The organism is Roseomonas sp. WA12 (assembly GCF_054165765.1).
The window spans coordinates 328,526-340,354 of sequence record NZ_JBSTUI010000002.1; the positions used below are offsets into that span (position 1 = coordinate 328,526).

11 protein-coding genes and 2 pseudogenes are annotated in these 11,829 nt (G+C 63.0%); 3 read left to right on the forward strand and 10 right to left on the reverse strand.

The features are described 5' to 3' along the window. Nucleotides 1-71 precede the first annotated feature (71 nt). From ACVBD7_RS24030 to ACVBD7_RS24075, 10 genes and pseudogenes are all read right to left on the reverse strand, one after another. Nucleotides 72-731, reverse strand: a pseudogene (locus tag ACVBD7_RS24030) (IS6 family transposase). 271 nt (nt 732-1,002) lie between these two features. Next, a complete protein-coding gene (locus ACVBD7_RS24035) occupies nt 1,003-1,221 on the reverse strand; it encodes a hypothetical protein (protein WP_458098021.1) in 219 nt (72 codons plus the stop codon). A 31-nt stretch (nt 1,222-1,252) separates the two neighbouring features. Next, nucleotides 1,253-1,896 (reverse strand): annotated as a pseudogene (locus ACVBD7_RS24040) (IS5 family transposase); the annotation flags it as partial. A 57-nt stretch (nt 1,897-1,953) separates the two neighbouring features. Then, nucleotides 1,954-2,664, reverse strand: coding sequence for an IS6 family transposase (locus tag ACVBD7_RS24045; protein WP_458098022.1), 711 nt, complete (start codon nt 2,662-2,664; stop codon nt 1,954-1,956). 735 nt (nt 2,665-3,399) lie between these two features. Next, complete coding sequence (locus ACVBD7_RS24050; protein WP_458098023.1) at nt 3,400-4,164, reverse strand: SDR family NAD(P)-dependent oxidoreductase; 765 nt, start codon at nt 4,162-4,164, stop codon at nt 3,400-3,402. Then, on the reverse strand, nt 4,164-5,468 hold the full coding sequence (locus ACVBD7_RS24055; RefSeq protein WP_458098024.1) for an MFS transporter: 1,305 nt from the start codon (nt 5,466-5,468) through the stop codon (nt 4,164-4,166). The genes ACVBD7_RS24050 and ACVBD7_RS24055 overlap by 1 nt, the downstream gene beginning before the upstream one ends. Before the next feature lie 44 nt (nt 5,469-5,512). Further along, on the reverse strand, nt 5,513-6,271 hold the full coding sequence (locus ACVBD7_RS24060; RefSeq protein ID WP_458098025.1) for an SDR family oxidoreductase: 759 nt from the start codon (nt 6,269-6,271) through the stop codon (nt 5,513-5,515). 1 nt (nt 6,272) lies between these two features. Next, nucleotides 6,273-7,058 (reverse strand): acetoacetate decarboxylase family protein, encoded by a 786-nt coding sequence (locus ACVBD7_RS24065; protein ID WP_458098026.1) that lies wholly within the window; start codon nt 7,056-7,058, stop codon nt 6,273-6,275. After that, on the reverse strand, nt 7,055-8,230 hold the full coding sequence (locus ACVBD7_RS24070) for an alpha-hydroxy acid oxidase (RefSeq protein WP_458098027.1): 1,176 nt from the start codon (nt 8,228-8,230) through the stop codon (nt 7,055-7,057). Before ACVBD7_RS24070 ends, ACVBD7_RS24065 begins: the two co-directional genes overlap by 4 nt. A 3-nt stretch (nt 8,231-8,233) precedes the next feature. Then, nucleotides 8,234-9,076, reverse strand: coding sequence for a fumarylacetoacetate hydrolase family protein (locus tag ACVBD7_RS24075; protein ID WP_458098028.1), 843 nt, complete (start codon nt 9,074-9,076; stop codon nt 8,234-8,236). A gap of 150 nt (nt 9,077-9,226) precedes the next feature. On the opposite strand from ACVBD7_RS24075, the gene ACVBD7_RS24080 reads away from it, so the two are divergent. The 3 genes from ACVBD7_RS24080 (at nt 9,227) to ACVBD7_RS24090 (ending at nt 11,753) form a co-directional block, all read left to right on the forward strand. Continuing rightward, a complete protein-coding gene (locus ACVBD7_RS24080) occupies nt 9,227-10,219 on the forward strand; it encodes a GntR family transcriptional regulator (protein ID WP_458098029.1) in 993 nt (330 codons plus the stop codon). Between the two features lie 126 nt (nt 10,220-10,345). After that, complete coding sequence (locus tag ACVBD7_RS24085; protein ID WP_458098030.1) at nt 10,346-11,056, forward strand: IS6 family transposase; 711 nt, start codon at nt 10,346-10,348, stop codon at nt 11,054-11,056. 142 nt (nt 11,057-11,198) lie between these two features. Continuing rightward, a complete protein-coding gene (locus ACVBD7_RS24090) occupies nt 11,199-11,753 on the forward strand; it encodes an IS5 family transposase (RefSeq protein WP_458098031.1) in 555 nt (184 codons plus the stop codon). The last annotated feature ends 76 nt before the right edge of the window (nt 11,754-11,829 follow it).

Sequence of the window (11,829 nt, forward strand, 5' to 3'; positions counted from 1 at the left end):
AGTTTCAGCGGTTGACCGGCGTCGTCAGGTTGGGGACGTAGGGGCCAAATCGCACCGAGCTGGCGCAGCCCTCATCTCGTCGGTGCAGTCCCGGTCACATCGCGCCAAGTGCTGAACGCGGCGCTGCGGGCGTCGCGGTGTTGATCGGCGGTCAGGCGGTGACGACGGAGTTGGAAGTGGTTGTGGATCCGGCAATGGGTGGAGAGGAATCGCTGTGCATGACGCGGTGACTTGAACCGCTGCATCTGCCGTTCTCGCCGTCGTGTCGGCTGGTGTGACACCTCGGCGCGGTTGTTGAGATAGCGGCTTTGTCGATGCTCCACGCCTGGCAGGATCTCGCGCTTGGCGGCGCCATAGCTGCGCAGCTTGTCCGTCACGATCACGCGGGGCACGTACTGCAGCCCCTTTAGCAGTTTGCGGAAGAACCGCTTGGCTGCCGTGGCACTGCGTCGGCTCTGGACCAGGATGTCGAGCACGTGACCGCACTGGTCCACCGCACGCCAGAGGAGGTGCTGCTTGCCGTGGATGCGGATGCACACCTCGTCCATGAACCACTTATCGCTCGGCCATGGCCGGCGACGATTCAGCTCGTTGGCAAACAGCCGACCGAAACGTAGGCCTCACTCGTGGATGCCCTCGTAGCTGACCACGACCCCTCGTGTGGCAAAGATCAGGTTGACGTCATGCTGACTAAGGCTGAAGCAGCGGTACGGGCAAATTGCTTGCTGGATGACCTCGACTGGATAGCGGAAGCCTCAGTACGGATTAGGCGAGTTCATGCGGGCAGGCTGTAACGGCCGTCCGGACCCGCCAATCTGACAACGCCTCGTCACGTTGAGCGGGCGAGGTCCGCCGCCCAACAAGTCCTGGCCCTACGGCATAGTGCGGAGAAGCGTCGGAAGACGGGCGGGCCTAGACCGACCCCTACACCTGAACCTAATCCGAGTCGCCCATAGAGAAATTTCAAGAAATCTGAGCGCGCGCCTACCGTAGGTTGCTGGTTTATTCCAGCGGAATGGGGCACCCGTCAGTCTTTGCAGAAACCGGGGCGGCATGGGAATGGATGCGCGGAACGTGGCGCGAGATGATGATTATCTCGCTAATCGCATAGCCGAGAAGGTTGACGAACTGAATGTCCTCCTTTGCTACGCTGCCCAGCGGCAGATCAACGTCCTCTTCAATTTCATCGACGACTTCGAACGTGATGAACCGCCCATGCAAATGCTTGAGGTTTGCCTGGAGAAAATAGGTATTAGTGCCGCTTGCTCAGATCGTTTGCTGCTGCCGAAGCATAGGCAGCGTGGACAAAGCTGATCCATAGCCTGATTGCGGCGAGTTGGACGAAGCCGAGGAAGCTGCTGGCGGTGTGGTCGTATCGGGTGGCGATGCGGCGGCAGTTCTTTAGGCGGTTGATGCAGCGCTCGATGCGGTTGCGCAGGGCGTAGATTGGCCGCTGGACGCTGTGCTGGACCCGGCGGTTTCGCTTGGTGGGGATCTCCGGCTGGCCACCACGGTCGCGGACGTCCTGGTGGATGGCATCGCTGTCGTAGCCACGGTCGGCAAGCAGGATGCCAGGGTCGCTGTCGCGTTCCTCCATCAGCCCGGCATAGGCAGTGCTGTCGTGCACCTCGCCTGGCGTCAGCATCAGGCCAATCGGTAGGCCATAAGCGTTGGTGCGGAGGTGGATCTTGGTCGAAAAGCCACCGCGCGAGCGCCCGAGACCCTGGCGATGAGTCCCCCTTTTGCGCCCGCCGCGCACTGGTGGGCGCGAACGATGGTGCTGTCGATCATTTGCAGGGCATCCGCATTGCCGCCACCATCGGCCAGAGCCTGCAGCAATAAGCCCCACAGGCCCGACGTGGTCCAGTGCCGATACTGCCGGTGGACGGAGTTCCAGTGGCATTGTCAGGTTGACGAGATAGGAGGCAAAGAGCACCCGGGCTAGCGCAGCCCTCACACGGTCGGTGCAGTTCCGGTCACGTCGCGCCAAGTGCCGAACGCGGCATTTCGGACTTCCCGGTGTTGGTCGGCGGTCAGGCGGTGACGACGGTATTGGAAGTGGTTGTGGATCCGGGCGTGGATGGAGAGGAACCGTTGAGCGTGACGCGGTGACTTGAAACGCTGCATCTGCCGTTCTCGTCGTCGTGTCGGCTGGTGTGACACCTCGGCGCGGTTGTTGAGATAGCGGCTCTGCCGATGCTCCACGCCCGGCAGGATCTCGCGCTTGGCGGCGCCATAGCTGCGCAGCTTGTCCGTCACGATCACGCGGGGCACGTACTGCAGCCCCTTTAGCAGTTTGCGGAAGCACCGCTTGGCTGCCGTGGCATTGCGTCGGCTCTGAACCAGGATGTCGAGCACGTGACCGTCCTGGTCCACCGCGCGCCAGAGAAGGTGTAGCTTGCCGCGAATGCGGATGAACACCTCGTCCATGTACCACTTGTCGCCCGGCCGCGGCCGACACCGCTTCAACTCGTTCGCGAACAGCCGGCCGAAGCGCAGGCCCCAGTCCCAAATGGTCTCGTAGCTGACCACGACCCCTCGTGCGGCCAGGATTAGCTCGACGTCACGCAGGCTGAGGCTGAGGCAGTGGTACAACCACACCGCATGCTGAATGACCTCGGCTGGATAGCGGAAGCCTCGGTACGGATTAGGCGAGGTCGTCATGGCCGGTAGGCTGCCACTACTCGAAGGGGCCACCAACCTGACAATGCCCCCCTCCCTCACCACCCTGACCGTCCCTCGGCAAGGCTCTGTGTCGTAGGTCCCGATGACTGGGCACGAGCCAGGGACCCCGACCATGATGGAAGCCGCTCTCCCCAACTTAGGCGCGGATCCTAACCTCCGCCGCCCAGTACCCAGCACGGCCGGCCGACGCGCTACCGAACCTGCCCGCAGCTGCCCGCAACGCGGTGTTCCAAAGCATGTTCAGGGACGGGCTGCTGGAGAAGGTGTCCGGCAATGGGAGCGGCGTGTTTCGGGTCACTGGGGACGGGCTGGCGGTGGTGTGTGCGTCATGCGCGGCTGGAGGCGGCCGACGATGCCGCTTCCGAGCCACAGGAGGGTAGGGAAGGGCAGTCGGTCGGTATTGGCGCACCGCGAGGCCCAAAGGCGTCTATGGAGCCTATGGTGGCACAACCCCGCACCTCGCTCCGAGACGCCGCCACAACCTTGCTCGTGGCCTGGGACGCCGGCCTGGAGCACCACTCTGCCCTACCCACCTTCGTAGAGGCGCTCAGGGCGGCCCTGAGGCGTCACCGCCCAACTCGCGATCCTTCCGCGCCCCGTACTCCACGCGACGGCACCAAGCAGCAAGCCGTCAGGCCGAGCGTCATCCCGCCAGCTTTGCCAAGCCGCTTCGTTCCGACTATCGGCCGCTAACGTGACAATGCCAGCGCCCAGCTAGGCCGACATCACGCCAGCCCCTGCAAAGCCTCCGTCGACTGCCAGGATGTGGCCGGTTATGTAGGTCGAGCGCGGCGAAGCAAGGAACAACACGGCCGCGGCGACCTCGGATGCCGCGCCGTAACGGGCGTCCGGGAGCTCGCGCAGCCAGCCGTCCCGCACCGCTTCCGAGTGCGCTGCGGCAACGAGCGGCGTCTCGATCGGCCCAGGCGCGACGGCGTTGACGCGGACTCCCAACCTGGCCAGCTCAACTGCCATGACCTGTGTGAGGTTCGCCACGGCTGCCTTTGTCGCACCGTAGGCTGCCCGCCCCGCGTTGCCCCGCGCACCCGAGGCGGAGCCCACATTTACGATGACTCCTCCCCGGCCCACCGCCACCATCCCGCGAGCGACCGCCTGCGCACAAAGGAAGGTGCCGCGCAGGTTGACCGCGAACATGCGATCGAGAAGAGCGACATCCGTCTCGAGAAACGATTGGGTCGCGCCGATACCTGCACAGTTTACAAGAATGTCGATCGGCGCGAGGACTGAGGCGCGTGCGATCGCTGCATGCACCTCAGCCTCCACGGTAACGTCGAACGCGAGGCAAGCCCCTTGCTCGGCACTTCCGCTCATTAAACAAAGCGTATCCCCTGCGGCGGCTTCGTCACGGTCGGCTACCAACACGCGCGCGCCAGCCTCCGCGAATGCTAGGGCGCAGCAGCGGCCGATACCGCTTCCTCCACCTGTGACAAGAACAGTCTTGCCCTGAAACTCAGCCACTAGCGCAGCCCCGTCCGCAGCGTCTCGCGGTAGGCAAGAACCGCCAGAAGAGTAAGCAGCGCCCCGCCGAGCACAATCCAAGATGGAGAGTAGGCGTTTCCGGTGCGGGAAATGAAATAGGTTGCCAGAAAGGGCGCGGTCCCACCGAGCAGGGTGACGGGTATGTTCAGGCTAACTGAAAGTCCGGTGTAACGCATCTTGGTCGGCATGAGCTCGGACATGGCGCAGAGCGCAGTGGCCGAGTGGGGTGCGAAGGCCAGGCTCATAAGGCCGAGCGCAAGTAAGGTTCGGCCCGGATTGGCCGGATCCAGGAGGTGGAAAGCCGGATAGGTCACAAGCCCGATCGCGATTGCTCCGGCCAGCATCATTGGCTTGCGGCCGACGATGTCGCTCAGCAAGGCGAAGAAGGGCAGCAGAAAGCAGTAGAAAGCGAGGTTATAGAGGTTGAGGCGTTGAGCCTGGGCCAGATCGAACTTCAGCACCGTTGCGAGATAGGTCGGCATATAGATGTAGTAGATGTAGATGCATGCTGAGGGTGCGCAGATGAGGCCCATGGCAATGAGGATAGAGCGCCATTCCTGACGAAGGCCGGCTAGGAGCGGCGCCTTCTCAACGTCATGATGCGCCTGTACCGATGCGAAGTGAGGGGTCTCTTCCAACTTCAGGCGGAGATACAGCCCAACGAAGCCGAGCGGCAGACCGGCGAGGAACGGCAAACGCCAACCCCAGCTGTGCAGGGCCTCATAGGAAAGCGTGGAGGTGAGGAGAGAGGCCACCCCTCCACCCACAAGGAGGGCGAGACCGATGGTGAAGGTCTGCCAGCCCGTATAGAAGCCGCGGCGATTGGCTGGTGCATATTCGGAGATGAAGGAGGTCGCGCCGCCATACTCACCGCCCACCGAGATGCCTTGGATAAGGCGTAAAACGGTAAGCAAGATCGGCGCAGCGATACCGATGGAGTGGTAGGTCGGCATCAGGCCAATGAGCGTGGTGCACGCCGCGATCAAAAGGATTGCAACGGCAAGGGGCGTCTTGCGCCCGTAGCGATCGCCCAGATGCCCAAAGATGATCCCGCCAAGCGGCCGTGAGGCGTAGCTGATCGCAAAGACTGCGAAAGTCAGGAGCAAACTGGCCGCAGGGTCGTCTGCGGGGAAGAACAAGCGTGCAATGACCGAGGCAAAATAGCCGTAGATGACGAAATCAAAGTATTCGATGAAATTTCCAATGCACGCCGCGACTAGGGCGCGTTTGTGCTGTGCCGCGACCGGACGCTCAGCTGTGGATAGGGTTGCTACAGTTGTCATGTTCGTTTCCTCCGATGCCATTTCAGCGTTGGTTGTTGTAGTCGTCAGGCCAGTGTGCTGCCCCCGTCGACGACAATGGCGGACCCGTTCAGGTGCCGGGATGCGGGCGACAGCAGAAAGACGACCGTGTCCGCGACCTGGGCCGGTGTCGCCATGGGTGCTGAAACAGCGCGCTCCACCTGGCCGCCATTCGGAATCCGTCGTGCTGCCATTTCGTTGATGGCGTCGATCATCGCAGTCTGGGTTGGGCCTGGGAGAACCGCGTTGACCCTGACGGCTGTTCCGACATGCTCCAACGCTGCCGTTCGGACTAGCCCGAGTACCGCATGCTTGCTCGCAACATAGCCTGCAAGGTTGGCGCGTCCACGGATGGAAGACGTGGAGCCAATGGCAACGAAACTTCCCCCTTCGCTCATCGCCGGTAGCCCATGCTTCATGCACAGGAAGGTGCCCACGACATTGACCTCCAGGACTCGTCTGAAAGTATCGGTCGGATAGTCCGGCAACGCCTGCACGGAGCCCGGCACGCCGGCGGCGGCAACGAAGCCGCGTATCCCGCCATATTGGCCTGCCGCATGCGCCACGACGGCAGCAACGTCCTCCTCCTGTGTCATGTCACCGGGCAAGATGTCGGCCAGCGCACCTGCCGCGGCGAGTCCTGCGCGGACTCGCTCGAGGGCTGGCCTGTCCCGGTCCGTTAGCACCAGATGCCAACCCTCAAGGGCCAGCGCCTGGGCTGCAGCAGCGCCGATGCCGCCTCCGGCTCCCGTCACCACGGTGCAGCCCTGCGCGGACACGGGCATCTCAGGGAATCAGGCGCTTGAGAAGGCGTCGATCCTCAGCCTCGAAGCCGCCGCCATAAACGTCAGATGTCATAAAATGAGCGCTGAGCACTTCGGGCGCGAGATCAGCGATCGGGTCGTAGCTGCTCTGGTACAACGTCCAGTCAATCCGCCCGGCTACAGGCTTCGTGTATTGCAATGGAGTGCGACGATAAACGATGTCCGCATAGGCGGTGCCCACCTTCTCGGGATCAGGAAGGCGGCGAACATGGATCTCGCCGCCGGGCTGCTCAGACTCATCGGTGAGCATCACCATCGGTGCGCTGCTATCAGGCGTGAAGCTGTAGTCTACGAGCGGCACGCCACGCCGACGCACCCAGCCCGAGATGGCCCCGTCCGCCGTCTCGTCGAAGGCGTAGTGGGTGTCCTTCTTCGTGTAGCCGAACAGCTCGCGTCCGGCGCAGATTCCCATCGGGTCGCTGCAGTACATGTAAATGTGCGTTTGCGTGAACAGATCCTGGTAGCGAACCGGAACCGTCACCATCAGGTCAAACATCTGTCCGGCATGGATCGCAAGCGTGTGACCGGGGGACAGCATGAAGCGGAAGGCGACGCGGTCATTCACCAACTCGAAGGGCGTGTCGGAGAGCAGCTTCTCGACCTTCGCGCGATCGACGCGCGTCACAACCTCGAGCGTGCGGAGCGGGCACTCCCACTCCACAGGATAGGCGGGAGAATAGGGAGGGTTCACACCACTTCCCGGGTGCATCTCGTAGTTGCCGAACATTGGTGCGCTGGGCTCGGTCATCTCAGATTTCCTCCTTGTGGCGCAGTAAACTCGGGGTTGGCGAGCGTGCCAGGGCCGGCCTGCCTGACGTCGGTCAGACCGCAGAGAGCCATGGTGGCCTCCAGCTCGCGTGACATGATGTTGAGGCATTGCATTACGCCTGCCTCTCCGCCGGCGCCGAGACCATAGAGATAAGCGCGGCCAATCATCACGTTATCTGCGCCGAGGGCTAGCGCGCGCAGAATGTCCTGTCCGCTGCGAATCCCGCCGTCGACGAGTACTTCGGCGCGCCCCGCAATTGCCGCGGCGATGGTCGGCAAGGCGCTGATGCTGGAAGGCGCGCCGTCGAGCTGCCGGCCGCCATGGTTGGAAACAACAAGAGCGTCGGCTCCGGCTTTGAGGGCCTCCTCCGCGTCGCATGCATCCATAATGCCTTTGACGACCAGCTTGCCGCCCCAGCGCTGTTTTATCCAGCGAACATCGTCCCAGGTTACAGTCCGGTCGAACTGCTTGCCCACCCATTCCGAGAACCGCATCGTGTCCGAGACGCCCTCTGCATGACCCACGATGTTGCCAAATGTGCGACGTTGCGTGCGTAGCATCGCGGCACACCAGCGCGGGCGTGAGATCATCGCAGTTAGGGATGACACGGTGATGCGTGGCGGGACCGAAAGCCCGTTGCGGATGTCCTTGTAGCGCAGGCCCTGGATCGGCAGGTCCATGGTGAGGACCAGGGCGGAGCACGCTGCCGCCTTTGCGCGGTCGATCAACCGCTCGATGAAGCCGCGGTCCTTCATGATATAAAGCTGGAACCAGAAGGGCTGCTTCGTATGCGTCGCAAGATCCTCGATGGAGCAGATCGAGACGGTCGAGAGCACGTAGGGCACGCCAATCCGGGCCGCAGCACGCGCGGCGAGAATTTCGCCGTCCGGGTGGAGCATGCCAGCTAGCCCTGCCGGGGCCAGCACAAGTGGCATAGCCGCCCGCATCCCGAGGATGGCAGAACTGGTATCAATCTCGTCGATGTTGACGCCGACACGCTGGCGAAAGAGAAGGCGGGCCAGGTCGTCGCTATTGCGGCGATAGGTGCTCTCCGTCCAGGATCCGCTGTCGACATAGTCATAGAAGAGCGACGGCACGCGCCGCTTTGCGATACGCTGCAGATCATCGACCGAGGCGATCGTTTTGTTCACGCTCTAGTTCGCCACGGCTTCGGAGGTCTGTTCGCCAAGCCCCTGAATGCCGGCGCGCATGGTCTGGCCCGCGCGCAGATAGATGGGAGGTCGGAAGCCCATTCCGACGCCAGCAGGTGTTCCTGTGGCAATCACATCACCAGGCTGCAGGCTCATGAAGCAACTCGTGTAGGCGATAAGCTTCGCGACGCCGAAGATCATGTCGGCTGTCGTCCCGTTCTGGCGCCGCACGCCGTCTACCTCGAGCCATAATGGGAGTGCCTGAGGGTCAGGTACTTCGTCCCGCGTGACGAGCCAGGGGCCAATCGGGGCAAAGGTGTCGGCGGACTTGCCCTTATCCCACTGTCCACCCCGCTCCATCTGCCAGGCGCGCTCGGACACGTCGTTGACGATGCAGTAGCCGGCGACGTGGGACAGGGCCTCCGCCTCGGTCACGTTGCGCGCGGTGCGGCCGATTACCACTGCGAGCTCGACTTCCCAGTCCACCTTCTCAGCGCCGTGTGGAATAACCACAGGGTCATGAGGACCGGTGACTGAGCTCGTGGCCTTGAGGAATATGATCGGCTCCTTGGGCTCAGGCAGATTCGCCTCTGCTGCGTGGTCCCGGTAATTCAGGCCGATGCAGATGATCTTACCGATACCCGTTACCGGCGGGGCCAGACGCGAGCCGGCCGGGATCGCGGGCAGGGCAGCCGCATCGACGGCCCGGATACGGGCGAGAACTTCGTCAGAGAGGGCAGTACCTGCGATGTCCTGCACAATCTCAGTAAGGTCGCGGAACGTTCCGTCCGCAGCCACAAGGCCGGGACGCTCTATTCCCGACTCTCCCCAGCGTACCAGTCGCATGGGCATCCTCCCCTTAGTTCCTAGACACCTTGGACGTCCGGCCTGCTCATCCTGAGTTCTGAAATGTACGGTGTGTGCGAAGTACGTTTTCAGGATAAGCGAAGGGTCAGGCATGTCAACACTCAGAAATTCGGTAAGGGGAACCTAGTGATGAGTGAGGGTGAGAAGGGCCGAGACGTGCCGGAGGACAGCCACTCGCTCCAGGGCAAAGCATTCGCCCTTCTACGGGACATGATTGCGGACGGTCGCCTAGCTCCAGGGGCTCAGCTTATGGAGGCGCAGATCGTCAAGGCGTTCGGAATCAGCCGCACGCCGGCCCGCAGTGCGTTAAGGCAGCTTTGCACTCAGGGGCTTGTCCGCGAGCGTCATGGTCGGGGCTACGAGGTAGCGGGAGAAGCTGTAGCCGGCGCCGCGCGGCTAGCGGTGCTGGACGCGGTCAAAATTCCCGCCCTTCCACATTGGGAGCGCATGTACTCACAGTTGGAGCAGGCGCTTTGCGTCGCCATGATCTCTTCAACGGTCCGCATCGTTGAGGAGCGTGTGGCTGAGAATTTCGGGGTCAGTCGCACCGTCGTGCGGGACGTCCTGGCCCGCATGCACGGCATCGGATTGGTCACCAAGGACTCCCTTGGACGATGGGTGGCGCCGCAGGTGACGCCAGAAGTGACCCACCAGATGTACGAGCTTCGCTGGCTCCTTGAACCCAGTGCTCTGCTCCAGGCCGCTCCGCACCTGCCAAGAGTTCTTCTCGAGCAGTCCACTGCAACGGTGCAGGACGCGTTGGATGGTTTCCCAAAGGAAGGTTTCGACACCGACATCGCAGAGCATGACTTGCACGTCCGGGCGCTTTCCTTCTGTCCAAACCAGCAGATTCTCTATGCCCTCGGCCGCACGCGCATGCTTTTCGTGCCGACCCGCTACTTGTTCGATCCCGTGCTGCACATCCCGCTGGACTTAATCGCGGATGCGCTTCGAGAGCATTTGGAAATCTATCGGTTGCTGCTGGACGGCCGCCCATCCCAGGCCGCCGAAGCGTTGGAAATGCATCTTCGTCGCGCTGACAATCGATGGCTGCAGCGCTTCAATCGGGGTGCCAGGCCGGAGGCGCGCTCGATGCCAGATTATCTGAGTGAGGTGGACTGAGCCGAGCACCTTGGACGGCGTTGTCAGGTTGACGACGACGGCGACGTCGCGGGCCTACGGCCGGTGATGGCCTCACACGGCATTGTCAGGTTGGTGGTCCAGTCGGGTAGTGGCAGCCTGCTGACCATGACGACCTCGCCTAATCCGTACCGAGGCTTCCGCTACCCAGCCGAGGTCATTCAGCATGCGGTGTGGTTGTACCACTGCTTCAGCCTCAGTTTGCGTGACGTGGAGCTGATCCTTGCCGCACGAGGAGTTGTGGTCAGCTACGAGACCATTCGGGACTGGGGCTTGCGCTTCGGCCGGCTGTTCGCGAACGAGTTGAAGCGGCGTCGGCCGCGGCCGGGCGACAAGTGGTACATGGACGAGGTGTTCATCCGCATTCGCGGCAAGCTACACCTTCTCTGGCGCGCGGTGGACCAGGACGGTCACGTGCTCGACATCCTGGTTCAGAGCCGACGCAATGCCACGGCAGCCAAGCGGTGCTTCCGCAAACTGCTAAAGGGGCTGCAGTACGTGCCCCGCGTGATCGTGACGGACAAGCTGCGCAGCTACGCTGCCGCGAAGCGCGAGATCCTGCCGGGCGTGGAGCATCGGCAAAGCCGCTTTCTCAACAACCGCGCCGAGGTGTCACACCAGCCGACACGACGGCGAGAACGGCAGATGCAGCGGTTCAAGTCACCGCGTCATGCACAGCGATTCCTCTCCATCCACGCCCGGATCCACAACCACTTCCAATACCGTCGTCACCGCCTGACCGCCGACCAACACCGGGAAGTCCGAAATGCCGCGTTCGGCACTTGGCGCGACGTGACCGGAACTGCACCGACCGTGTGAGGGCTGCGCTAGCCCGGGTGCTCTTTGCCTCCTATCTCGTCAACCTGACAATGCCGGAAGCCTCGGCAAGGGCTGGGGGGCGTCATGCAGCCGAGACTGCCACCGTCCTGCCGGACCTGCTAACCTGACAAGGCCGCTCAAGGTGCTCGGCGAGGGCGAGTGGAAGGTCAGGAAGCATGGGGCCGACAAGCGCCGGGTCTGGCGCAAGGTCCACGTAGTGATCGACGCGGACAGCCTCGAGGTCAGGGCCGTGGAGATGACCGACCACCGTCACGGCGACGAAAGGATCGTGCCGGGCCTGCTGGCGCAGGTGCCCGAGGGGGACAGGATTGGGGTGATTAGCGGTGACGGCGCCTACGACACCCGCGGCGTCTACGAGGCCTCTGCCTCACGGGATGCAGCGCTGGTGGTCCCGCCGCGCCGCAACGGCAAGCCGTGGAAGGCGAGGACCACCGGGGCGGCCGAGCGCAACGAGAGCTTGCGGGCCATCCGGCACCTCGCGCGGCGGCTCCGGAAGCGGTGGAGCGGCTATCACCGGCGCAGTCTGGCCGAGACCGCCATGTCACGCCTCAAGCGCCTGAGCAAACGTCTGTCAGCTTGTGATCCCGCCCGCCAGGTCGCTGAGGTGCAGATCCGCTGCGCCATCCTGAACACCTTCAACGCCCTCGGTATGCCCGACACCATCGCCCCCGTTTAGATCAGAGCGCGACAGGAACACTCACGCCCTCGGCCTGTTTTGCGCAACAGCGCCCCGAGAAGCCCCAAAGGCATCT